21 protein-coding genes and 1 pseudogene are annotated in these 23,053 nt (G+C 45.2%); 7 read left to right on the plus strand and 15 right to left on the minus strand.

All coding sequences use genetic code 11. From position 1 onward, the window contains the following. Window positions 1–30: 30 nt before the first annotated feature. Window positions 31–183: a hypothetical protein gene (locus TZ48_RS24400; RefSeq protein WP_162631279.1), complete on the minus strand. Its 153-nt coding sequence runs from the start codon at window positions 181–183 to the stop codon at window positions 31–33. Between the two features lie 94 nt (window positions 184–277). Further along, window positions 278–421 carry a type B 50S ribosomal protein L36 gene (ykgO, locus tag TZ48_RS12985; protein ID WP_112479463.1) on the minus strand — a complete coding sequence of 48 codons (144 nt, stop codon included), beginning with the start codon at window positions 419–421 and terminating at the stop codon, window positions 278–280. 164 nt (window positions 422–585) lie between these two features. On the opposite strand from ykgO, the gene TZ48_RS12990 reads away from it, so the two are divergent. Beyond that, window positions 586–1,029, plus strand: a complete 444-nt coding sequence (locus TZ48_RS12990; protein ID WP_112479536.1) for a DUF2753 family protein — start codon at window positions 586–588, stop codon at window positions 1,027–1,029. 62 nt (window positions 1,030–1,091) lie between these two features. Here TZ48_RS12990 and TZ48_RS12995 read toward each other — a convergent pair whose 3' ends face one another. The 4 genes from TZ48_RS12995 to TZ48_RS13010 form a co-directional block, all read right to left on the minus strand. Continuing rightward, window positions 1,092–1,571: a nuclear transport factor 2 family protein gene (locus TZ48_RS12995; RefSeq protein ID WP_052413095.1), complete on the minus strand. Its 480-nt coding sequence runs from the start codon at window positions 1,569–1,571 to the stop codon at window positions 1,092–1,094. Window positions 1,572–1,620: 49 nt separating this feature from the next. Further along, a complete protein-coding gene (locus tag TZ48_RS13000; protein ID WP_112460000.1) occupies window positions 1,621–2,190 on the minus strand; it encodes a TetR/AcrR family transcriptional regulator in 570 nt (189 codons plus the stop codon). Between the two features lie 169 nt (window positions 2,191–2,359). Continuing rightward, window positions 2,360–2,701 (minus strand): DMT family transporter, encoded by a 342-nt coding sequence (locus tag TZ48_RS13005; protein WP_112479464.1) that lies wholly within the window; start codon window positions 2,699–2,701, stop codon window positions 2,360–2,362. A gap of 180 nt (window positions 2,702–2,881) precedes the next feature. Continuing rightward, the gene (locus tag TZ48_RS13010) at window positions 2,882–4,222 is read right to left on the minus strand and encodes an MATE family efflux transporter (protein ID WP_275426439.1); all 1,341 of its coding nucleotides are present in this window, start codon (window positions 4,220–4,222) and stop codon (window positions 2,882–2,884) included. A 347-nt stretch (window positions 4,223–4,569) separates the two neighbouring features. Here TZ48_RS13010 and TZ48_RS13015 point away from each other — a divergent pair. From TZ48_RS13015 to TZ48_RS13030, 4 genes and pseudogenes are all read left to right on the plus strand, one after another. Beyond that, window positions 4,570–5,452: pseudogene (locus TZ48_RS13015) on the plus strand (NAD(P)-dependent oxidoreductase). 348 nt (window positions 5,453–5,800) lie between these two features. Then, on the plus strand, window positions 5,801–7,942 hold the full coding sequence (locus TZ48_RS13020; protein WP_112479466.1) for a heparinase II/III domain-containing protein: 2,142 nt from the start codon (window positions 5,801–5,803) through the stop codon (window positions 7,940–7,942). A 334-nt stretch (window positions 7,943–8,276) separates the two neighbouring features. Next, window positions 8,277–10,238, plus strand: coding sequence for a polysaccharide lyase family 7 protein (locus TZ48_RS13025; RefSeq protein WP_162674572.1), 1,962 nt, complete (start codon window positions 8,277–8,279; stop codon window positions 10,236–10,238). 507 nt (window positions 10,239–10,745) lie between these two features. Next, window positions 10,746–11,438, plus strand: a complete 693-nt coding sequence (locus TZ48_RS13030) for a LysE family translocator (protein ID WP_112479468.1) — start codon at window positions 10,746–10,748, stop codon at window positions 11,436–11,438. On the opposite strand, the gene TZ48_RS13035 is transcribed toward TZ48_RS13030, so the two are convergent. From TZ48_RS13035 to TZ48_RS13065, 7 genes are all read right to left on the minus strand, one after another. Further along, window positions 11,431–11,637 (minus strand): hypothetical protein, encoded by a 207-nt coding sequence (locus tag TZ48_RS13035; RefSeq protein ID WP_112479469.1) that lies wholly within the window; start codon window positions 11,635–11,637, stop codon window positions 11,431–11,433. The genes TZ48_RS13030 and TZ48_RS13035 overlap by 8 nt on opposite strands. Before the next feature lie 211 nt (window positions 11,638–11,848). Beyond that, window positions 11,849–12,022, minus strand: coding sequence for a hypothetical protein (locus TZ48_RS13040; protein WP_239670847.1), 174 nt, complete (start codon window positions 12,020–12,022; stop codon window positions 11,849–11,851). A 147-nt stretch (window positions 12,023–12,169) separates the two neighbouring features. After that, window positions 12,170–13,720: an extracellular solute-binding protein gene (locus tag TZ48_RS13045; protein ID WP_112479470.1), complete on the minus strand. Its 1,551-nt coding sequence runs from the start codon at window positions 13,718–13,720 to the stop codon at window positions 12,170–12,172. Beyond that, entirely contained in the window at window positions 13,623–14,657 is a 1,035-nt protein-coding gene (locus TZ48_RS13050; RefSeq protein ID WP_239670848.1) for a carbohydrate ABC transporter permease, read from the minus strand. Before TZ48_RS13050 ends, TZ48_RS13045 begins: the two co-directional genes overlap by 98 nt. 11 nt (window positions 14,658–14,668) lie before the next feature. Next, window positions 14,669–15,646 carry an ABC transporter permease gene (locus TZ48_RS13055; protein ID WP_112460012.1) on the minus strand — a complete coding sequence of 326 codons (978 nt, stop codon included), beginning with the start codon at window positions 15,644–15,646 and terminating at the stop codon, window positions 14,669–14,671. A gap of 14 nt (window positions 15,647–15,660) precedes the next feature. Then, on the minus strand, window positions 15,661–16,755 hold the full coding sequence (locus tag TZ48_RS13060; RefSeq protein WP_112479471.1) for an ABC transporter ATP-binding protein: 1,095 nt from the start codon (window positions 16,753–16,755) through the stop codon (window positions 15,661–15,663). A 259-nt stretch (window positions 16,756–17,014) separates the two neighbouring features. After that, window positions 17,015–17,728 (minus strand): oligogalacturonate-specific porin KdgM family protein, encoded by a 714-nt coding sequence (locus tag TZ48_RS13065; protein ID WP_112479472.1) that lies wholly within the window; start codon window positions 17,726–17,728, stop codon window positions 17,015–17,017. A 699-nt stretch (window positions 17,729–18,427) separates the two neighbouring features. On the opposite strand from TZ48_RS13065, the gene TZ48_RS13070 reads away from it, so the two are divergent. Next, window positions 18,428–20,209 carry a sodium:solute symporter family transporter gene (locus TZ48_RS13070; RefSeq protein WP_112479473.1) on the plus strand — a complete coding sequence of 594 codons (1,782 nt, stop codon included), beginning with the start codon at window positions 18,428–18,430 and terminating at the stop codon, window positions 20,207–20,209. Between the two features lie 556 nt (window positions 20,210–20,765). Here TZ48_RS13070 and TZ48_RS13075 read toward each other — a convergent pair. Beyond that, on the minus strand, window positions 20,766–21,086 hold the full coding sequence (locus tag TZ48_RS13075; RefSeq protein WP_042494945.1) for a cupin domain-containing protein: 321 nt from the start codon (window positions 21,084–21,086) through the stop codon (window positions 20,766–20,768). A gap of 22 nt (window positions 21,087–21,108) precedes the next feature. Further along, window positions 21,109–21,849 (minus strand): FadR/GntR family transcriptional regulator, encoded by a 741-nt coding sequence (locus tag TZ48_RS13080; protein WP_112479474.1) that lies wholly within the window; start codon window positions 21,847–21,849, stop codon window positions 21,109–21,111. Between the two features lie 407 nt (window positions 21,850–22,256). Here TZ48_RS13080 and TZ48_RS13085 point away from each other — a divergent pair, with 407 nt between their 5' ends. Next, a complete protein-coding gene (locus tag TZ48_RS13085) occupies window positions 22,257–22,976 on the plus strand; it encodes a FadR/GntR family transcriptional regulator (RefSeq protein ID WP_112479475.1) in 720 nt (239 codons plus the stop codon). Window positions 22,977–23,053: the final 77 nt, after the last annotated feature.

Raw genomic sequence — 23,053 nt, forward strand, 5'->3', positions numbered from 1 at the left:
AGGGCGGTTTTATTTGAATCAAAGTTTGAGCTATAGCTCGAGACCCTGGCACTTCTCACACACTTGCTCTACTTGAGCTTCGTCTTTGTGCTCTATATTGTCGACTTCGAATGCGTCGTGTGGTGTTACTGAGTTGCAACGCGGGCAGTAATCGTTAACCAAATAAAACTGTAAATCGTCCATAGTGCCTCCTTGCCGGTATTTACCATTCAAGTCTAATGTCATTTGGTTGCAGCTCTCAAGCTGGTGTTAACAAACTCTTTACATATGTCACGATTTAACGTTTTTTACCGGCCTTACCCTGAACTGCTTTGAATCTAGGGTTCGATTTACAAATAACGTAAATGCGGCCACGACGCTTGACGACTTGGCAATCTGAGTGACGTTTCTTGGCACTTTTAAGTGAGCTGAGGACTTTCATGATTATCTCTTTTGTTATGTTATAACGTATACAAATGATAATTGTTATCGAGTGTGAGATCCAGACATTTTTAATTATCTCAAAAAGCCCCAGGTATAATAGGTTGAATTTCAAATGATAATCAATATCATTTAATGGGTGTGAATTTTGATGGAGAGGATGCAGTGGATACAACGAACTGGGAGCAACATACCTTGTTGGCCGATGAGGCGAATCAACAAGGTGAACTAATGACGGCAGTGACGCATTATCAGGCGGCGCTTTCTGAATCTAAGCAGATGGACGTGACGATCAGCGATTCAGATGAATTCGAAGATCTACTGGCAATCAAAGTGATGTCTTGCCACAACCTTGCGGACTTCTGGCGTGCTCAAGGTGACAGCGACTACGAGCTCAAGTATCTACAGTTGGCGTCTGAAGAGATAATGACGTTGATTCCCCAATGTCATCAAGTCCATTGTGATCGATTTATCTCTTCGCTTGGTTGCTGCAAATCGGCTTTGGTAAGCTTCTTAAAACGACACCCTAATCCGCAAGTCGCAAAACATGTCGAAAGCATGCAAGCGATCAGTGATTGCGAGATCATTGCTCGATTTAAGCTTCAATGACCACACTACTTGTTAGGTGGTCACTAGAGAATACCGAGCGCCGTTGTTAGCTTACATCACTGCTAGAACACGCCGTTGTTATTGCGGATAGCGCCACCCGTGAAAAACGCATAGAGACGCATGAAACTGTCTAGCGGCTGGATAGCATCCCAGTGAGCTTCAATGTTGTTACCGCTGATTTTCCAAGTATCAACAATGTTGAGTCCTTTCTTATCGTTGCCACGGTGTGATTTCTTGATGGTAGCGTGAGAGTGCAAGGTGACATAGTCACCATCCACATAGATGTTCTTAACGTTGTATGAGAACTCTGGGAATCGCTTTACAAAGTTACCAATGTAGTTCAAAACACCTGCCAGATGGTCAGGGATCCCGCGACTATGTTGTACATAGGTTGAGTCACTGTATTGTTGGTGGATGTAGTCAAAATTGTGCTCATTCATAATGTTTTGCACGAAGTCGACGATCATCTCAGCATTGTTCAACTCTACTTCAGACCATGTATCACGTTTGAAATCGTCTAATTTGATTACTGGTGTTGTCATCTTGATATCCTTTCTGATTTGTTCCGTTCTTGATCGTAATAGCTGCCGGTTAACGCCCCAGAAGCTCTGTTAACCAAACCTCCATTGCGTCACTTTGTGTTTCAATAATAGTGCTGTCGCCAAGTGTGCTAGCAAGTACTGCTGCGCCTTGGTTTTGTGTCATTAGATGAAGGGAGTAGCGGTCTGCTTGTTCGTGGTATCCAAGCGCTTCAAACTGAACGACGAGCCAACGTCGAAACAATGAAAACATCTCAGCAGCTTCTTCCTTCGCTGGATGCACCAGTTTATTGAGCTCTGAGCAAAGAGAGCCCATTGGGCAGCCAAAGATCTTAGTTGACTCTTTATTAGGTAGTGACGAGCGAATAAAGGCACGAATTCGTGCTTCAGGTGTTCGGTGCTCTTGCTCCCAAGATTCGATCAGTGAGCGGATCGTCTCTAATCGCAACGTGATCACCGCTGTTAATATTTCGTCTTTCGTTTTGTAGTGGTAGTAAAAATTTCCCCTAGAGATCCCAACCTTGGTCGCGATCTGTGAGAAAGAGGTGTGCTCGAACCCTTGTTGATAAAACAGCTCATTCGCTGCTTCGGAAATTTTTAGCTTTGTTTTACTCAGTTTCATGGTAAATCCGCATTAGGATGGTTGTCCTAATTTTAAATTAGGATGATTGTCCTAATAATGCAAGTGTGAAATTTGAACAAACAGGGATGGTGAGTAAAAACGGGTGGATTGTTTGAGTGAGTTTATTGCCTAGGGTCACGAAAGACAGTGACCCTAAAAGGTCTCGAAATTAATGAGTTACCGAGGATGAGAAGATATTAATGATCATCGTGCCCACTAAGATAAAGCCAATCCCTACTATCGCGTAGAGATCAAGTTGTTGCCCGTAAACCAACCAAGAAAGGCCAGCGACCAAGACAATACCTGCGCCACACCAGATGGCGTAGGCGACACCAAGTGACAAAGTTTGCACTGCGACCGCGAGTAAGTAAAACGCCAAACCGTAACCAACCAATACGGCGAGCGTAGGACCAAGCGCGGTAAACTGCTCGGTTTTAGGAAGCAAAGATGTAGCGAAGACTTCAAGGCCAATGGCTATTGCTAGTGCAAGGTAAGGAGGAATCGAAAGCATGTAAGTGCTCTGGTTGAAAATGGATGCGGTACATTACCACACCAATATGTCAGTTGGGTGTCTTAATTGAAAGCGAAACAGTTAGAAACGGTTACCGCTCATTGAATGGACACAAACACGCTCGAACTATTGAAATATCGAATGCGTTTGCGGTTTTTATGAATCTGTTTTAAAGATTTACTACTTATCAAACATCAGTTTATCTATCTGCTTACTATCAAATTCCGCCAGCGAGCGTCTAGCTAGCATTCGAAATGGCAAAGCCTTAACCATTTCTTCAATTGGCTGTACGGCAAAAGCCCAAAAAATTGACCCATCTAAGCCCAAGATAATAAATGCGCACAGGGGAATCGAAATAAGCCACTGACCAGTAAAGTTGATTTTGAATACAGCTGTCGTTTTGCCAAGCGCACGCAATACGTGACCATGCACCGTGTTATACCCACGGACGAGAGGTAGAAATATGTACAACGGAGCGATGATAGATAGTGCATCATAGGTCGCTGGATCCAGTTCTGGGTAGATATCGGCAAGCACAAAATGGAGTCCAGCGAAGCAAACCGCGCATGCAAAAGATGCCCAGACAGCAACATCAATACTGGTATCGATATTCTTTACCATGCCATCGGTTTTTCGGGAGCCAATTGCTTGACTAATGGTAATGGCCGTAGAGTGTGCCCACGCCGTTATAAACTGAGTGCCTGCTCGTATCCACGGAAAAATGATGGTAATAGCAACATAAGAATGAAGACTAAGCTGAGAGTAGAGCAGTTGATACGCCGTCGCGCCGATCGATAAGATGGTGACATTGGCTGCCACCGGGAATACTTCGATAAAGTGTTTTCTTAAGTTGGTTCTTGTTGGGGCTGTAAACAAAGCCCCGTGACCGCGGAACATGGGCTCTTGCCGTACATTCCATCCGAGGTACACCATGCGTATCGCAATGGCGATGACGCTGCCAAGTGCGGCACCGCTCACTCCTAAGCCTTGGAATGCAATCATGCCGTTGCTCGAAATGCCATTGATCAACACATACGAAAGCGCGGCGTTGATGGGTAATTCAATAAGGTATCCCTTAAAAGGAACTTTGCTTCGACCCATGCTATTGAATAGCGCGATGAGGATCTGCGTGATAGCGGTAAACAGCACTAAGTATTTCGAGATGCTCAGGTAATCACTTATCTCAGCTTGCAGTTGTGAATCCTGGATGATCATGGCAAGTAGCGGTGCTTCAAACAGGGAAAGCAATGTCCAAAAAAGCAATGCCACTGCAAAGTTAATGAGCATTCCTGAAGATACGGCACTCGATAGCGCTTGAGGTCTTCCTGAGCCGACAGCGCGGCTTAGTACCAATTGAGAACCGTTGGCCAACGCCATCTGTATTCCCAGAATAAAGGCGACGATAGTCGTTGCAATCCCCATAGCTGCAAGAGGCTTCTCACCCAGTGGAGATACTAACCAAATATCAATCATTAACATCGATTGCATAAGCAGTGCGTTTAACGCGAGAGGCCATGCAATAGTGAAATTGGTACGGATATAGTTTTGAGAAGACACGAAAAACCTTGACTTGTATCGACAAATTGAAGAACGCAAAGTGGTATTGTAATACAAAATTAGTTGTTAAACTAAGGGTTGTGTCACGCTCTTTCGGTCGATCTTCCGGCCAAGGAATAACAAGAACTTCGTACTATTTAAAAACAGTAACTTAGGTTTCGATATTGTCTATTTGTCTGACTTTATGTGCGTTATATCTCAATCTAAACGTCTAGTTCCATTTTTGTGGCTAATGGGAATTGCGAAACCAAAATAGACGATATATAGTAAATTACACAAATAGTCATACAATAGTATTTTAGGAGTGACACATGACAAAACCAGTTATTGGTTTCATCGGCCTAGGCTGATGGGCGGAAACATGGTTGAAAACCTGCAAAACCGCGGCTTTCAGCTCAATGTAATGGATCTGAACAAAGAAGCAGTTGCAGCATGTGTTGCTCGTGGTGCGAACGCTGTTCAGACGCCTAAAGAGCTAGCTGAAAACAGCGACATCGTCATGCTTTGTCTAACAACGTCTGCCGTTGTAGAGAAAGTAGTTTACGGTGACGAAGGCATCCTTGAAGGTATCAAAGAAGGTTCGACTCTGATTGATTTTGGTACATCTATCCCAGCTTCTACTCGCAAAATCGGTGAAGAGTTGGCAGCGCGCGGTGCAGGTATGATTGACGCACCACTTGGTCGTACTCCAGCTCACGCGAAAGACGGTTTGCTGAACATTATGGCGGCCGGCGATATCGACACATTCAACAAAGTGAAACCAGTACTTGATGAACAGGGTGAGAATGTATTCCACTAGGTGCACTAGGCTCTGGTCACGTCACTAAGCTTGTTAACAATTTCATGGGTATGACGACAGTTGCAACTATGTCACAGGCGTTTGCTGTCGCTAAACTTGCTGGCGTTGATGGTCAGCAGCTGTTTGACATTATGTCAGCAGGTCCTTCAAATTCTCCGTTTATGCAGTTCTGTAAGTTCTATGCAGTGGACGGTGAAGAGAAACTAGGTTTCTCTATTGCGAATGCGAACAAAGACTTAGGTTACTTCCTAGAAATGGTGTCGGATCTAGGTACCGAGTCGCTTATCGCAGAAGGAACATCACGAAGCCTGCAAGCTGCCGTAGATGCAGGTCTAGCATCGAATGATGTACCCGTTATTTTTGACTACTTCACTCAGTTGAAAAAAGACGCTTAATCAAAAATACGTCTAGTAATGCCCCCACGTATTAGACGGTATATCCCCCAGGCACTACACTTGGCCCCGCTTTGCGGGGTTTTTTTGTATCTACAAGTTATCGCGACGTTTCTGGTTTTTTTGTAATACAATTGAGGCGAGATTATTGAATTTAATCTACGTAAAACATGAAAAGAGTTGGTTTCAAAGTAGGTGATGATTAATCACTGTAGATCCCGTTAAGTAAGACACTTATGCCTATATCTTCTATGTGATTGACGTCTGCTTTCTTCCATGAATAGATTTAAATCTTAGCTATATTGTATTACTTTATTGAGGTCGAGTCCGGGATATAGATTGAAGGTGAAAATGTCTACGTTAGTTCAACCAATACTGCTTACAGACAATGAAGTAAAGCAACTCAGTAAAGAAGTCGGCCGTGATACGCTCATGGGAAAAGCCATCGCTAAGAATGTTACGGATCTGGAAGCCTTTATGAGACTTCCAATAGAGGTTCCAGGGCATGGTGAGGCGGGTGGTTATGAGCACAATCGCCACAAGCAAAATTACACCTATATGAATCTTGCGGGTCGTTTGTTCTTGATCACGGGCGAAGAGCGTTATGCCCAGTTTGTGCGTGAGTTGCTGGCATCGTATGCTGACTCGTACTTAACCTTCGATTTTCATGTACAAAAAAATACGAATCCAACTGGACGTTTATTCCACCAAATACTCAATGAACATGTATGGCTGATGTTTAGCAGTTTGGCGTACTCATGTGTTGCATCGACCATGGCAGAAGATGAGCGCCAACATGTGATTGATAATCTCTTCAATCCAATGCTTGATATGTTCACAGTGAAGTATGCTCATGACTTTGACCGAATTCACAATCACGGTATTTGGGCTGTGGCAGCTGTGGGTATCTGTGGCTTGGCCGTGAATCGTCGCGAGTTTCTTGATATGTCGGTCTACGGTTTGGATCGAGATGGAAGCGGCGGTTTTCTGGCACAGATCAGTAAGCTGTTTGCGCCTTCAGGCTACTACATGGAAGGGCCTTACTATCACCGTTACGCAATTCGTCCATTGTGTGTGTTTGCTGAAGTTCTGCATCGTCATATGCCTGAACTCGATATCTTCAATTACAAAGATGGTGTGATTGGTCGAACAGTCGAGGCCATGCTAGCGACGGCGTATCCTAACGGCCAATTCCCGGCACTAAATGATGCTTCTAGAACCATGAGTATTAATGATGCTGGTGTTCAAGTGGCCGTTAGTCAGTATGCCGAACACTATGGTATTGATGAGAACTTACTTGGTATGGCCAAGATCCAAGACTCAGTATGGATGCATGCATGTGGCTTAACATTATCGAAAGCGTTTGAGAGTAAGAATGATGTTGGACTGCCTTTCTGGCCAAGTGTTGAGCTTAATGAAGGTCCGAATGGCGATCGCGGCGCTCAGGGCTTCATGCGCGTCCAAGATAAAGACAAAGATGTGTTCCAGTTGGTTATGAACTATGGTCAGCATGGTATGGGGCACGGTAACTTTGATACTTTAGGTATCTCTTACTTTAACCGTGGCAAAGAGGTACTGCGTGAGTATGGCTTCGGTCGCTGGGTAAACGTTGAGCCGAAATTTGGCGGTCGCTATTTAGATGAAAATAAGACGTACGCACGGCAGACGATTGCTCACAATGCTGTCACTGTTGACGAAACCTGTCAAAACTATTTTGACGTGGAGCGCGCTGACAGCGTGCATGGTGACCCCCACTTCTTCTGCGCTGATCACCAACAAATGGTTGGTATGAGTGCATTCGCTAATGCACATTATGATGGTATAGGTCAGCAGCGCAGTGTCTTTATGTTGAAGCACGAAGACTTTGAAGCGCCTTTGCTTATTGACCTGTTCCGACTGACTAGTGACTGTGCTCATCAATATGACTATTCGCATCAGTTTGACGGGCAGATCATCAGAACTAACTTTGATTATGAAGCGCACAAAGAACTGAATGTGGTCAGTGATGCTCTGGGCTATCGCCATCTTTGGAATGTTGCACAGGGTGACTTTACAGGCAGCGCATTGGTGAGCTGGCTTCAAGAAAGCAGTTACTACACCTGGCTAGGCACCAGTTCAAGTCTAAATGGGCAAGTTATTTTCACTCGCACTGGCGCTAACGATCCGAGCTTCAACCTACGTAGTGAGCAGAGCTTTATTTTACGAACGCACGGCGAAGATACCTTACTTGCGTCCGTGGTTGAGACTCATGGTTACTTCAATGAAGAGTTTGAACAGTCCGTCAATGCTCGTGGTGTGACAAAAGAGATTCGAGTTATCGGACATTCAGACTTGGCCTCTGTGGTGGAAATTGAGACAGAGAAAACTCGATTCACTTTAATGGTAAGTAATGATCCTAATGTGACCCGTGACAGTGTGAATCATGCGGAAATAGCAGGTAAAACCTATTCATGGGTTGGCTTTTATGCGATTGAGCAAGCGGTATTAGTTTAGCCTGTCTTCAATCCAAATCTTGGAGTCGTCATGTGAACCTGACGCACGGTTCTCGTTGATAGTGTCGAATATAGTCCGTTTTACAATCATACAAATAAACAAAGCCAGCGATATGCTGGCTTTGCTGTTTATGGTGTGTAGTCATTACTTTACCAAGCAACTAACGAGTTATAAAAAAGATCTGACCGTTATCTCATTTAAGAGTTCTTTGCCTTATTTGTAATACAAAAATATGAGAATATTATTTGTAACAATAAAGGCATCAACGTAACACTTAGTATTGGTGACGCCTATTGTTTTCAGTTTGATTGGACAACTCAAAAGTGATGGAACCATGAATAAAAATTACTTCAAAACCCTACTCGCTTCATCCATTGTTATCGCTCTGACCGGATGTGTTTCGACCGGTGACAACGCCACCATACAAACGCCAAAACCTATCTCTGTTGTCGCCTCCAGCCACGATGGGAACAGCCCTGAAATGGTTTTAGATGGCGACTCGAAGACCCGGTGGTCAGCAAATGGTGTGGGTGAGACCATGACGTTTGACTATGGACAAACGGTCGCCTTCGATGCCGTCAAATTGTCATTTCACAAAGGTGACAAGCGCACGACCAAATTTGATATTGAAACCAGCCTAGACGGGTCAAGTTGGACAAAAGTCATTACCGATGGTGAAAGCACGGGTAAATCACTGGATTTAGAACGATTCGATTTCGCTGAGACTGAAGCGCGTTACATTCGTTATGTTGGGAAAGGAAATAGCAGCAGCGCGTGGAATAGTGTGACGGAGTTTATCGGAGTTAACTGTGCGAGTGATTACTGTTCCGACCAAGAACTGCCAAGAGTGGATATTTTAACGCCTGTCGCCATCGAATCATCTAGTCACGATGGCAATGGTCCAGAGCGTCTGTTTGACCAAGATATCAAGACTCGCTGGTCTTCTAATGGAGTAGGCGAGACGGCCACCTATGATTATGGCAGCGTTAATCAGTTTGATGCCGTGCGCCTAGCATTCCACAAAGGTAATGCGCGTTCGACCTTGTTCGATATTGAAGTCAGTGTTGATGGCAATACATGGAGCAAGGCACTTGAAGGTGGCATGAGCTCTGGTGCCGTCAATGGTTATGAGCGTTTTGAGTTTGCACCTGTAGAAGCGCGCTATGTGCGTTATGTGGGTAAAGGTAACTCAAAGAGCAGTTGGAACAGTGTCACGGAGTTTGCTGCTTTGAACTGTAAGATTAATGCTTGCCCAACCAATCACATTATTACGGAAGATGTCATTGCGGCAGAAAAAGCGGCTGAAGAAAAGCGCAAAGCCACGGCGAAAGTTGATGATAAACGCAAGGATCTTCGTAAAGGCAACTTTGGCGCGGTTGTCGCTCTGCCTTGTGCGACAAGTTGTGACTGGGATGTGCCTTTAGCAGAGCCTAAGCTGCCGAGTACGCCTCAAGCGGGTAACAAGCCAGGTGAAAACTTTGACCTTACTTCATGGTACATCTCTATGCCGTTCGATCATGATAAAAACGGCAAGCCAGACAATGTGTATGAGTGGGATCTTGCCAACGGGTACGAGCATCCGGAGCTGTTCTATACCGCAGATGATGGTGGCCTGGTATTCAAGACCTTTATCAAAGGCGCGCGTACCTCGAAAAACACTAAGTTTGCCCGTACCGAGATGAGAGAAATGCTGCGCCAAGGTGACAAGAGCATTGATACTAAAGGCGTAAACAAAAACAACTGGGTATTCAGCTCGGCTCCAATTGAAGACCAGAAAGCTGCTGGTGGCGTTGATGGGGTACTTGAAGCGACCCTCAAGATCGATCACACCACGACGACGGGTGAGCTAAATGAAGTTGGCCGATTCATTATTGGTCAGATCCACGACAAAGACGATGAGCCAATCCGACTTTACTACCGTAAGTTGCCTAACTATGACAAAGGTACAGTCTACTTTGCGCATGAAAACACCAACAAAGGCACCGACAATTACTACAACCTTGTCGGTGATATGACCGGTGTACCAAAAGACGGTGATGGCATCGCACTCGGTGAGACCTTCAGCTACCGCATTCAAGTTGTTGGCAACGAAATGACCGTCACTTTGATGCGTGAGGGTAAGCCTGACGTTGTCCAAGTCGTGGATATGTCCGACAGCGGTTACGATGTTGGTGGCAAATACATGTACTTCAAAGCCGGTGTTTACAACCAAAACATCACAGGTGATCCAGATGACTATGTACAAGCGACTTTCTACAAGTTGAAGAAGTCACATAGTAAGTTTGCTGCGAAGTAAGCTATAGAGCAGGGTAAAGTTTGAGCCAGCAGTTTTTTGATTGCTGGCTTTTTTGACTTGGCTGCCGTGTTGCCAATAACAACAGTATTTCCCGAGAGTAAAGGCTTCGGTCAATCTTGGATGGTTACCTTTACTCCATTTCAACCGCAATACCCATCATTCATGAAGGTTTCAAGAAGTCGAACTGGAGCCTGTTTTGCAAGGGGGATTTATGATGCTTTGAGTAGCGCTTCGGTTTCTGCATCCATATTGCCCATGATGCCAAAAATTACGTCTTTCATAGTGAGTCCTCAAAAGTAGATTTAATAAGCGGTGAGGAAAAACTACGGGAGAATGGTTTCGGAGACGAATCGCTTTTGATGGGGGAATCCTCCTCTGTAGATTAGCTTGTTCAATGGTGTGTATATTTTTTGTTCGACTTGAAGAGGTGAGAGCGGTAAGGTTGGGGGATAGGTGTGCTTCAAAGCATACGGTTGAACAACAGGTTACACGCAAGGAGGACAAAAAATGGAATGGAGCTTATGGTTGGCTTATGTGGGCGTGATTACGGTGTTAATCTCATCACCGGGTCCTTCAGCGATGCTGTGCATTGCACACGGCGTTAAATATGGGAAATCCAGTGCCCTTGCGACTGTGTTTGGCGGGACGTTTGCGTCGCTTACCTTGATGTTCCTCTCTGCTGTCGGTTTGGGCGCTATTTTGGCGGCATCGTCAGAAGTCTTTTTGCTATTGAAAATCTTTGGCGCGCTCTATCTTGTTTATCTTGGATACCAGACTTGGAGAGACACAGGGACTGAGTCGGTGTTGAGTGCAGATACCGGACAAGAGAAAGTCGCGTTTACCCAGCGTGGGATTCTCAAAAAAGCCTATATGGTCGGTATCAGCAACCCTAAAGACCTACTGTTTTTTACCGCACTGTTCCCCAACTTTATTAACGTGAATGCGCCTCAACTTAGCCAGTTTGTGGTGCTCGCTCTGACATGGGTTGTGATCGATACCTTGATCATGTTGGTGTATGCGAGGCTTGGCGCTAAGGTGAACCCTTGGTTATCGAGTAAGAAAAACATCAAGCGCTTTAACAAGGTCATGGGGGCTTCTTTATGTCAGCTGGCGGGGCGCTGTTTGCTTCGAGCACAAAGTAATCTCAAAAGTCTTCAGTACAAGGGAATGCAGACAATAAAATTAATAAAGGCTAATTAAATAAAGCGCTGATGGCACGTACAATCGGTCCCAGCGCTGGCAGTATCAGAAGCAGCAAGGCCACAACGGCTAGAAAAAGGATTCGCTTCCACGACTTTGCTGCTTGCTGCGCAAAACGAACCTCGAATAGAGAACCAGAGGCACTGAGCATGGTATCTTCTTCTGTACGGTCTCTTTGCTCTTTTTCATAAAGCCCCATGAGCGTTACCTCTTTCCATCTTTATCCAAACTTGTTGAATTTATATCAAATTACATGCGCATAAAGTGATTCTAGACACGAATGAGCACTTATCACGTGAATGGCAATAAAGGTTGCAGTAGATTACTTACGCTAAAAAGAGCACCTCGAGGGCGCTCTTTCGTCTTCTTCCCTAACTCATGCTAGATAAGTCGTGCAATCAGCGCGAAGATTACTGGTTTTTCGGGTGGATACCCAGCGTTGTTGATTCTGCTTTGCTCACGTCGAACATAGTGAAGTTGTATGTCTCTGCTGTCCATGTATCGTAGCGGTCTAGTGCCCATTCACCTTGGTTGCGGTCTGTGTGCACTGTCCACAACGTTGGGAACACATCTGGTGTTTCCAAAGAGTGATCAAGCTGGTCATAACCTGCAAATGTGCTGTTGGTGGGCGTATACGAAAGGATAGTGATATGCCATGGCAGAGAGTATGTTCAAACAAAAAGACCCGCATCGTTTTTGATGCGGGTCTGTAAGTTTGGTTTTTTTAAAGATTAATTCGCTTTATAAGCTCTATCGTAAGCAGCTTGCATCGCACTCACGACTTTTTTATAACCCATGCGCTCTATGCTCTTTTGGTAATTTGGCCAGTCTTTCTCGATATCACGAGAGCCTAAGATCCAAGCTTGCTGCATCTCTACCATATAGTCGCGGATGGTGACCCAGTGCTTGTCGTAGATGTCTTTCTCTTTCGCATTTAGAGAGACACCCATGAATGGTTCTAACAAGTAATCACCTTGGTCATACAGGGCTATACCTTCAAGCGCGTATTTGTTCGACCACTGCACTTCGTTCTGATAATCCATTGGGAAACCACGTTGAACTTGAGCACCGATCGCCCACATTTGTGCGTTAACCGGCGTATCCGCTTCTAGGATCTCTTTTTTAAAGACTGGCTTGCCATCGACTAGGTCATAGTGCTCACCTTGGATACCGAAGTTTGCTAGGCGTTTACCTTCTTGTGTGAACCAGAAATCGAAGTACTTAATGGTTTCGATTGGGTGTTCGTTAGTGTATGAGATAGCCCAGCCGTCTGGCTTCACTTTGGCGCGGCGGTGCTCCTCAACACGTTTACCACTGATTGATGCTGGTGGCGCGAACGCTTTAAATTGGAAGCCTTTTACTTTGTCTGCGAGTGAATCGTTATAGCCAGAAGTAGACGCAAACCAGTCGTGGGTCATACCACCAAGGTCTGCAGACAATAAGTACTCACGAGATCGACTGCCGCGAGTGAATACTTCGGCATCGATGAGACCCTCTTGATACCATTTGGCGAGGTTCTGAATACCGACTTTGTAGTTTTCTTGCGCGTAGCCGTGTTTGATCTGGCCATCAACAACGTGGAAGTCGTGGAATACATCAGAGCCAGACGTACGACCATCCCATAATGTTACGAGACGAACCATCTCTTGCCAGTGACGTGCAAAGAAAGGAACTTCATCTTTCTTGCCGTTGCCGTTTGGATCTTTATCGCGGAATGCTTTGAGCACCTCGTACATTTCGTCGACATTTTTCGGTGGCTCAAGACCGAGTTTTTCTAGCCAGTCATAACGCACAAAGTAGCCACGACCGTATTTACCGTCTGGTAGGTACGGGATGTAATACACGTTGCCATCGGAGGCTTTGATGGATGCCCAAACATCAGGGTTGGCGTCAAAGAATGCTTTAATGTTTGGCGCATGCTCTTCAATCAGTTTGTTAAGAGGAACAAACGCACCTTCAGGACCGTACGTGTTGACGTTGTTCTTCATGCTCGAACCGCCGACGATATCAGGCAGGTCGCCCGATGCGATCAGCAGGTTAAACGCTTCTTCACTCTTGGTGGTTGCCATTGAGGCTACGTTGTTTAGGTGAACGTTAGTCAGACGCGCCGCTTCTTTTTCCACTGGCCAGTCGTTGTTATAGACGAACTTCTTTTGGTGTAGGTGGATGTCGAGTTTGATTGGCTTATCTGCCACTTTGTATGCACCATCTTCCGCTGCAAATGCTGGGGCAGCAAGCGTAGCAGCGATCAGGGTAGACAACGCAGTGATTTTTACATTCATCTTTTGTTTCCTTTCTCGTTATTGTGTTTTGTATTAGGAAGAGGGGGTTACTCTTTAACCCACCCAACATAATTCCCTTGTTGAAGTACTTTTGAATAAATGGATAAATCAGAAGCACCGGAATGATTGAGCAGATCATGATTGCCGCGCTTACGGTCTCAAAGGAGTAAGCTGAGTTAATCAAAGTACTGGCGAACGTATCGTCGTCTGTCAGCTGAGTAATGATCTGACGCAGATAAACCTGAAGTGGCACCTTGCTTTCATCGCGAAGCAATACCATGGCCCAGAAGAAGCCGTTCCAGCGCGCAACGATACAAAATAGCGTGACTGTCGCGAGGGCAGGTTTTGCTAGTGGTATAAATACCTTCCAAAGTACTTGGAAGTCATTGGCACCATCCATTCGAGCCGCTTCTTCAAATGACTTGGGGATAGCCTCAAAGAAGTTACGAAGTAGGATGATGTTGAACGCGTTACAGGCAAAACCGATGATGATACCGAAGTAGCTATCAAGTAAGCCGAGATCGCGCATGTTCAAGAAGAACGGAATCATGCCCGCGTTAAACCACATGGTGAACGCGACTAGGATGTTCCAGTACTTGCGACCCAGTAGCTGCGGTCTAGATAGTGCGTAGGCACCGGGAACGATAATCAATAGACTGACTAGCGTGCCGCCAAAGGTGTAGATAAAGGTATTCTTATACGATGTCCAAAAAGCGGGATCTGTAATGACCTTCTCATACGCGGCAAATGTGATATCGACAGGGGTGAGCACAACCTGACCCGCTGTTACCGCATCACCAGCACTGATAGACATCGATGCCACGTAGATGAAGGGGTAAAGTGTACTGATGGTGAAGATACCCACGAGGAACATGTTCAGATAAACGAACGCCTTATCGCCTCGGGAGTACAGATTCATATTCATTGCTTGGCTCATAACTTACTCCATTACCACAGCGATGTTGAAGAGACGCGACGGCTGATCTTGTTAGCGGTCATCACTAAGATAAAGGCGATAACAGCATTGAACAGACCGGCGGCAGCGGCGAGATCGTACTGAGCAGCTTGAATACCTTGACGGTAAATGAAGGTGCTGATGACGTCTGCGGTTTCGTAAGTGGCAGGCTGATAGAGCATGATGATCATCTCAAAGCCAACCTCGAGGATGTTACCGATACGAATGATCAACATGATGATGACCGTCGGAAGGATGCAAGGTAGCGTGATCTTCCACATCATCTGCCAGCGCGAAGCGCCGTCCACGACTGCAGACTCATAGAGTGATGGATTAACACCTGCAATTGCCGCTAGGAAAACAATGGAGCTAAAGCCTGCTTCTTGCCAAATGCCAGTACCGACGAATATCGTACGGAACCACTCCGGTTTGGTAAGGAAGTACACCGAGTCATAACCCAGAGCATTGAGGAACAGATTCACCACACCGGTTGAGGGTGAAAACGCGGTAATCACAATACCTGCAATAATTACGGCCGAGATAAAGTGTGGGAGATACACAATCGTTTGTGCGGTGCGTTTGAACTTCGCATTGAGGATCTCATTGAACATCAGTGCGAGGATGATTGGCACCGGGAAGCCAAAAATAAGGCTAGCACCACTTATCATCACAGTGTTGCGAATGGCACGTAAGAACTGATCGTTTTCAAACAGCGTAACGAAGTGTTCAAACCCCACCCAAGGGCTCTCTGTGATTCCACGAAATACGCTGTAGTCTTTAAAGGCGATTTGCAGACCATACATCGGTTTGTAGAGGAAGACTAAAAACCAAATAACGGTAGGTGCGAGTAGCAGGTAAAGTTGCCACTCTTTTTTAAAGTGATGGATGAGCCACTTGGTCTTTTTCTGCAACTTGCTTTGCGAAGTAGGCGACTTGAGTGTCTCATCTGTATTTTGATGAAGGTTTTCCATAACACACGCTCCGTCTAGTTCACCGCGATACGCTTGAGCGCATTGCCAGTCGATTGATCAAAGACGGTGATGGCGTCCTCTCGGAAGTACAATGTGTTGATGTGATCAAGGTGATCGATGCGACCATGGGTTTCGGTCTTAACGACAAACGGTTTGCCGACAGATTTGGTGTGCAGCAATGCTTCGGAACCCAGTGTCTCGACGAGGTTGATGTGAACAGGAATTGCGCTTGCTTGGTCAACAGGTTCGATGTCGATATATTCTGGCCTGATCCCCAAAAGAATATTCTTGTTGTGCTCAAGTCCTGCAACATTTGGCAGTTTGCATTGAATCTCTTCAAATTCTGCATACCACCCATCTTCACGCAGTGATGCGCGTGCTTCGATAAGGTTCATAGGTGGCGAGCCGATAAAGGTGGCAACAAAGGTGTTCACTGGACTATTGAAGAGCTCCATTGGCGTGCCAATTTGCTCGATTTTACCGTTGCTCATCACAACAATTCGGTCTGCCAGTGTCATCGCCTCGACCTGATCGTGGGTAACGTAAACGCTGGTTACGCCCAAGCGGTGGTGAAGACGCTTAATTTCAGCGCGCATTTGGGTGCGAAGTTTGGCATCCAAGTTAGAAAGGGGTTCATCAAATAGAAAGACTTTAGGATGGCGAACAATCGCACGGCCCATGGCAACACGCTGGCGTTGGCCACCGGAAAGGTCGGCAGGGCGACGCTCTAGAAGTTCTTTTAAGCCTAAAATTTCCGCCACATCATTGACAGACTTGGTGACTTCATCCTTGGGAACTTTGCGAATTCTTAGGCCAAACGCAATGTTCTCGAAAACACTTAGGTGTGGGTACAGTGCGTAGTTCTGGAATACCATAGCCACATCGCGATCTTTGGGTGCGACTTCGTTGACGCGGCGGTCCTCAATGTGAATATCGCCATCGGTGATCTCTTCTAGCCCAGCTAACATGCGTAGCGTCGTCGATTTTCCACAGCCTGAAGGGCCAACCAATACGATAAACTCTTTCGACTTTACTTCTAAATTAATGCCATGTACGACACTAGTATCGCCATACGCTTTAACGATGTTATTTAACTGAACACCAGACATAACTACTCCTTGTTGCAAATCAGCAACCGAATAAACACTGTTCTTTGTGACTTTAAAATAAATAACAGCAATGATTTATATTTGGCGTTTGAAAGTGAATATGTTTAATCCGATGTTAAAATGGCCATCTTATTTATTGAAGTTTAACAGTTCGCCAATATAACAATTGATTCAATCACGCTAGATATCAGTGCTATTTAAATAGGTATAATTTCAATGCCCAGTTAAGTGGGCATTGAAAAATGACGGATAGTAAACATTAGAAGCTATAGGTTATGCCTACACGAGAGCGAAGCTGGCGTGTAGCATCTTCACTGCAGGAGCTAGAGCAGTTGACGTTACCAAACTCAACATATGGACGCCATGCCCAGTCTTTTCCTTTGTAGCCGATTTTGAGGTTGTAATCCCAGTCGTATTGGCCGTTTTGACCCGTTTTATAGATTTCATTGAAGAAGTCTTCGGTGTAGTTGCCTTCAAGCCCAAACTGCCAGTAGTTCCATTTATAGTCTAGGTTGGCAGTTAACTTACTTTTGTTTACAGAGGAATATTTGTTACCGTCGCGACCAGTTGTGGAGCTACCCTCTTGGTAGTAACGGAACTCGTGACGATAGCGAAACTTAGCGACCAAGCCAGAATCGAACTTATAGCCTACTCGAATCTGTGGCTTGTAGGTGACGTTAGTGGAAGAAAACGTCACGGGCATGCCTGGCTGAAGGTAAAGCTTATCGTTGATTTTATATTTGTAACCAATCTCAAATTCATTGTCACCTGAGCGCCAGTCTTCAAAAATATTTCCGTTTTGTTTAGCTTCGACACCAAAATATACATTTCCTACGCCACCGCTAACTTTAAATCGACTCGCATAGGATTCTTGCTCGTGTTTATATTCCTGACGGAAGTCAACAGAGGCCGCTGTTGCAGCGCCAGCGAATAATACAAGTGCAACACCAAGAGCAGATTGCTTAAGTTTCATACTGATATTTCCCTAGTTTATCTATTTATATTGTCATTTCTTTGTGGCGATAAACATCGAGTAACCTAGCGGGGTGCAAGGAATACATTGTGTTTATAACCATTGTTAAGAGGGACTTTGTTACTCATTCACTTGATAGTTATTGCAGAGTGCGTTTTCCTTTGATTACCGAAACATCTTACAAAAGCCTATCTCGTGGTCGTCCATGGCATCAATTTTCTGTTATTGAATTAATGTATTACAAATACTAGGTGGCTCAATGCTAACTTTCTGTGAAATGGCTCAATATTTCACCTGAACAAAGGTGTTTTTTATTGATATAAAGATTTAGCTCACACTTTTTACACTTTGAAACACTTGCTTCATGTTTAGGCAAAGGGAAGGGTATTGAAGGTAATGATATAACTATCTTTTTATGATGTTGTTTCTTATAGATTTTGCTCTGGTACTGTTTGCGGGGAACACTGGGTTGCGTTAGCTAGCGATGTGTGGCTTTTAGTTTTAAAGGCGTTTCGACTACCAAAGTTCGCTTTGTCACGCTCGCAACCGTAACAAAGTTTGATCAAGGTAACTATGTGGACGCTTTTCCACACCAAAAACGATATCCACGTCACGGATGGGTATATTGTATTACAAAAAGGTCGATTTACTCGTTATATTAATCATACAACAAGTAAAAACGACAAGGATTCACATATCATGGATTTAAACACAGTTATTGTGGGAGTTTACTTCCTCTTCCTAATGGCAATAGGTTGGATGTTCCGAACATTTACCAACACCACCAGTGACTACTTCCGCGGGGGTGGTAACATGCTTTGGTGGATGGTGGGCGCTACCGCCTTTATGACTCAGTTCAGTGCTTGGACATTTACTGGTGCTGCAGGTAAAGCATACAACGATGGTTTCGCCGTCGCCTTTATTTTCCTTGCGAACGCGTTTGGTTACTTCATGAACTACGCTTACTTCGCACCTAAGTTCCGTCAGTTACGTGTAGTCACCGTTATCGAAGCTATTCGCATGCGTTTTGGTGCAACGAACGAGCAGGTATTTACTTGGTCTTCGATGCCTAACAGTGTTGTCTCTGCGGGTGTATGGCTAAACGCTCTAGCGATTATCGCTTCGGGCATCTTCGGTTTCGACATGAACCTTACCATTTGGGTAACAGGTCTCGTTGTATTGGCGATGTCAGTAACGGGTGGCTCATGGGCGGTAATCGCATCTGACTTCATGCAGATGGTTATCATCATGGCGGTAACCGTGACGTGTGCTGTTGTTGCTGTTGTACAAGGTGGTGGTGTTGGCGAAATCGTTAACAACTTCCCAGTGCAAGAAGGCGGTTCATTCCTAGCAGGTAACAACCTAAACTACCTAAGCATCTTCAGCCTATGGGCATTCTTCATCTTTGTTAAGCAGTTCTCTATTACAAACAACATGCTTAACTCTTACCGTTACCTAGCGGCGAAGGACTCAAAGAACGCGAAGAAAGCAGCGCTTCTAGCGTGTGTACTGATGCTTTGTGGTGTATTTATTTGGTTCATGCCTTCTTGGTACATCGCAGGTCAAGGTGTTGACCTAGCGGCTGCTTACCCAGAGCAAGGCCGTAAAGCAGGTGACTTTGCTTACCTATACTTTGTACAAGAGTACATGCCAGCAGGTATGGTGGGTCTTCTAGTAGCAGCAATGTTCGCAGCAACTATGTCTTCAATGGACTCAGGCCTTAACCGTAACTCGGGTATCTTTGTTAAGAACTTCTATGAGCCGATTGTTCGTAAGGGTCAAGCGTCTGAGAAAGAGCTAGTAACGGTTTCGAAAATCACGTCAACAGTATTTGGTTTCGCTATCATCCTAATCGCACAGTTCATCAACTCGCTTAAGGGTCTGAGCTTGTTCGATACCATGATGTATGTAGGTGCTTTGATCGGCTTCCCAATGACCATTCCAGCGTTCCTTGGCTTCTTCATCAAGAAAACGCCTGACTGGGCTGGCTGGGGTACGCTAGTTGTAGGTGGTATCGTCTCTTACGTGGTTGGTTTTGTTATCAATGCAGAAATGGTTTCATCAGTATTTGGTCTAGAAGAGCTGACTAAGCGTGAATGGTCTGATGTGAAAGTAGCGATTGGTCTAATGGGTCACATTACGCTAACAGGTGGTTTCTTCGTACTATCTACACTGTTCTACAAGCCACTTACTGAGAAGCGTCAAGCTGATGTAGACAAGTTCTTCGGTAACCTATCTACGCCACTAGTTTCAGAGTCAGCGGCTCAGAAGAAACTGGATAACAAACAGCGTCAAATGCTTGGTAAGCTTATCGCGGTTGCAGGTTTTGGTGTGTGTCTAATGGCGCTACTACCTAACCCACTATGGGGACGCGCAGTGTTCATTTTGTGTGGTGTTATCGTGGCTGGTGTTGGTGTTCTACTCGTTAAAGCGGTGGATGAAAGTGCAGAAGCGAACCTAACGGAAGCGGAAGCAAACTAATAACACAACAATGCAATTAAGTAGAAGGAAGGCTTTTGGCCTTCCTTTTTTACGTTTTAACCCCAGAGTGTATTACAAGCGTGCCGGGTCTTTAGGCTGTTTCTCATTCCATCCATAGTCGCACTTGACTCAATACTCCTCGTCCATTCTCACCTCATCGGCACAGGTAATGTCGGAGTTAACTTCGATAATACCAAACAAAATTGGGAGGCTTTCTGGCTTAGTGCCAGTGAGCTTCATATCGGCATCAGCGATGTCATGAGCCTGAGCTTCAGTCAGTTCTGTGCCTTCATCTGTTCTAAGTCGTTATCTGGCCACTCAGCCATAATGCTCTCTGGTGTATAACGGGGGAAACTATGCAGATATTTTTGAGACAATAGCAGATGAAGAAGTGCGTCCAATTTACTAATTTGATTGATAATACATGTCTAGACTTAGACCATTGAATAAATGCTGAAGCTGAGAGAAACAAAAAAAGCTAACAGCCTTCGCTGTTAGCTTTGTGAAAATCATTAATAAAAATGGGCGAGGCCCGGCAAAGGATTAAGTCTATGGCTTAAACGAAGTCTTTGCGCATTGGTGTGAAGTTATCAATCAGCACGCCTTCTTTAACACATGTACAACCGTGCATGATGTTAGGCACTTTGTAAACCGTGTCGCCAGCAGTCACACGCTTGGTTTCGTCACCAACAGTAAAGTCAAACTCGCCAGAGACTACGTACGTGATCTGTTCGTGTGGGTGGTTGTGCATTGGTGCCACTGTGCCTGTCTCGAAGTGAACTTCGACAGTCATCATGTTTTCGCAATGAGCAAGTACTTTACGACGTAGACCGCCGCCTTGATCTTCTAGTTTGATGTCTTTGTTGTAAACAAACATGCTGTTTTCCTTAAAGTGTTACCTAACTCGGCGTGACTAACGCGAGCTTCTGGTTATGGTCATTGAGTAATAGTTGAGAAGAAGCTCGAGCCTTGAATGCGTCGCCCGTCATAATGGCGTCGTAGATGGCTTCGTGCTCTTCTAAACAAAACCGTCCTCCAGTCGAGGACTCGTCTATAAATGTCTTGAATAGTGATTCAAGGATATTGGCAAACGGTATGTAGAATGGGTTACCGGTTGCCAGAAAAATTGTTTTGTGAAACTGGTGGTCGTTGATCGTCCACGCTGCGTAGTCGTGGCACGCAGCCGCTCGTTTCATGTTTTGAAAGCTAATCGATAGCGCCTTTCGATGGTCAATCGATGCATAGCGTGCCGCGATGGAGCACGCTTCAGGCTCAATAGCTTTCCTCAGTCCTAAAAACTGGGTTAAAAATCGTTGTACGTTGTCTGCCTCTTTGATCCAGTCGAGAAGTTGAGGGTCGAGAAAGTGCCATTGCTGGCGAGCTTCGACACTTGTTCCAACTTTGGGCTTAGAGGAAATCAATCCTTTCGCCTCTAGCAGTTTGTTGCACTCTCGCAGTGAAGTCCGGCTAATACCAAACTTGGCCTTGAGATCATTCTCACATGGCAGCTTTTCACCTTGGTTCAGCTCTCCAGTTAATATCTTTATCGCAATTTCCTTAGCGACTTGTACATAGACCCGATGGCTCGATGAAGAGTCTGATGCTGCAACAGCATTCCCTGCTGATTCGTTTGAGAGCATGATCATTCCTTTGTCTGTATTTGTTCTCTAAGGGTCGTTTTGGCATGGCGCAAACATCCAGTTTGCCTGCAGCAACAACGGTGTGCCGCTGTCAGTGATGTCTCTACCAAGGTGGTTAACGATCCCCATGTACTAGCTAATAGACATTAAGTAATACAATATCATTTATTTGCTTGGTGAGATAGATTGAAGTGTCACAAAATACAAAGTTAGATTGATTATTGTGAGTGACAGGGAATGAATGATTTGAACGAAGATTCAGTTCGTTATGGGATTTAACGCGGCAAATGCTGTACAGAGCTGAGGACTTATCATCAATAAATGCGGGAGGTCACATTTACTCGACCTCTATTAATGGTAAGATATCTACTAAAATAATACATATTCAATTCAAAATCGGTAGCATTATGTCAGGTAAGTTCAATGTAATAACGGGCTCCAAGCGCAGTATCCATGTGCAGGTAGCGAGAGACATCGCCAGAGGTATCCTCTCAGGTGATTTGGCTGAGGGCTCAATCATCCCGGGTGAAATGGCTTTGTGTGAGCAGTTCGGTATCAGTCGTACTGCGCTTCGTGAAGCGGTTAAACTGTTAACTTCAAAAGGGTTACTGGAGTCACGACCAAAGATCGGTACTCGCGTTGTTGACCGTGCCTACTGGAACTTCCTTGATCCGCAACTGATCGAGTGGATGGATGGCATTAGTGATGTTGAACAGTTTTGTGGCCAGTTCCTTGGACTGCGCCGTGCCATTGAGCCAGAGGCTTGTGCACTGGCGGCGAGATTTGCATCTGCTGAGCAACGCATCGAACTTTCTGCCACCTTCCAAGAGATGGTTGAGGTTTCAGAAGCAGAGCCTTTCGATCAAATGAAATGGCTGGATGTGGATACGCGTTTCCACTCGCTTATTTTTAACGCGACAGGCAACGACTTCTTCTTGCCGTTTGGTAACATCCTAACCACCATGTTTGTGAACTTTCTTCAGTTCTCTTCCGATGGAGGTTCAACATGTATCAACGAGCATCGCCGTATCTACGAAGCGATTATGGCTGGCGACTCAGCTAAGGCGAGAGAAGCGTCTGCAAACCACCTACGTGAAGAAAATCACCGTCTTCCAGTGGCGAGCTAATATCATAGTGAAAGAGCAAGAGGGCAGCGTTTACGCTGCCTTTTTTATTTACGCTAGTCCTAAATATAAATAATTGC

Origin of the sequence: Vibrio variabilis (genome assembly GCF_003263785.1) — a bacterium.
In the GTDB taxonomy this organism is placed as follows: domain Bacteria; phylum Pseudomonadota; class Gammaproteobacteria; order Enterobacterales; family Vibrionaceae; genus Vibrio; species Vibrio variabilis.

What these genes read in the sequence shown, in the direction of transcription:
- TZ48_RS13055 (WP_112460012.1), bottom strand. Translation starts at nt 15,646, where the DNA reads ATGGAAAACCTTCATCAAAATACAGATGAGACACTCAAGTCGCCTACT.
- TZ48_RS13030 (WP_112479468.1), top strand. Translation starts at nt 10,746, where the DNA reads ATGGAATGGAGCTTATGGTTGGCTTATGTGGGCGTGATTACGGTGTTA.
- TZ48_RS13050 (WP_239670848.1), bottom strand. Translation starts at nt 14,657, where the DNA reads ATGAGCCAAGCAATGAATATGAATCTGTACTCCCGAGGCGATAAGGCG.
- TZ48_RS13025 (WP_162674572.1), top strand. Translation starts at nt 8,277, where the DNA reads ATGAATAAAAATTACTTCAAAACCCTACTCGCTTCATCCATTGTTATC.
- TZ48_RS13020 (WP_112479466.1), top strand. Translation starts at nt 5,801, where the DNA reads ATGTCTACGTTAGTTCAACCAATACTGCTTACAGACAATGAAGTAAAG.
- TZ48_RS12995 (WP_052413095.1), bottom strand. Translation starts at nt 1,571, where the DNA reads ATGACAACACCAGTAATCAAATTAGACGATTTCAAACGTGATACATGG.
- TZ48_RS13000 (WP_112460000.1), bottom strand. Translation starts at nt 2,190, where the DNA reads ATGAAACTGAGTAAAACAAAGCTAAAAATTTCCGAAGCAGCGAATGAG.
- TZ48_RS13065 (WP_112479472.1), bottom strand. Translation starts at nt 17,728, where the DNA reads ATGAAACTTAAGCAATCTGCTCTTGGTGTTGCACTTGTATTATTCGCT.
- TZ48_RS24400 (WP_162631279.1), bottom strand. Translation starts at nt 183, where the DNA reads ATGGACGATTTACAGTTTTATTTGGTTAACGATTACTGCCCGCGTTGC.
- TZ48_RS13060 (WP_112479471.1), bottom strand. Translation starts at nt 16,755, where the DNA reads ATGTCTGGTGTTCAGTTAAATAACATCGTTAAAGCGTATGGCGATACT.
- TZ48_RS13070 (WP_112479473.1), top strand. Translation starts at nt 18,428, where the DNA reads ATGGATTTAAACACAGTTATTGTGGGAGTTTACTTCCTCTTCCTAATG.
- TZ48_RS13005 (WP_112479464.1), bottom strand. Translation starts at nt 2,701, where the DNA reads ATGCTTTCGATTCCTCCTTACCTTGCACTAGCAATAGCCATTGGCCTT.
- TZ48_RS13080 (WP_112479474.1), bottom strand. Translation starts at nt 21,849, where the DNA reads ATGCTCTCAAACGAATCAGCAGGGAATGCTGTTGCAGCATCAGACTCT.
- TZ48_RS13035 (WP_112479469.1), bottom strand. Translation starts at nt 11,637, where the DNA reads ATGGGGCTTTATGAAAAAGAGCAAAGAGACCGTACAGAAGAAGATACC.
- TZ48_RS13045 (WP_112479470.1), bottom strand. Translation starts at nt 13,720, where the DNA reads ATGAATGTAAAAATCACTGCGTTGTCTACCCTGATCGCTGCTACGCTT.
- ykgO (WP_112479463.1), bottom strand. Translation starts at nt 421, where the DNA reads ATGAAAGTCCTCAGCTCACTTAAAAGTGCCAAGAAACGTCACTCAGAT.
- TZ48_RS13085 (WP_112479475.1), top strand. Translation starts at nt 22,257, where the DNA reads ATGTCAGGTAAGTTCAATGTAATAACGGGCTCCAAGCGCAGTATCCAT.
- TZ48_RS13075 (WP_042494945.1), bottom strand. Translation starts at nt 21,086, where the DNA reads ATGTTTGTTTACAACAAAGACATCAAACTAGAAGATCAAGGCGGCGGT.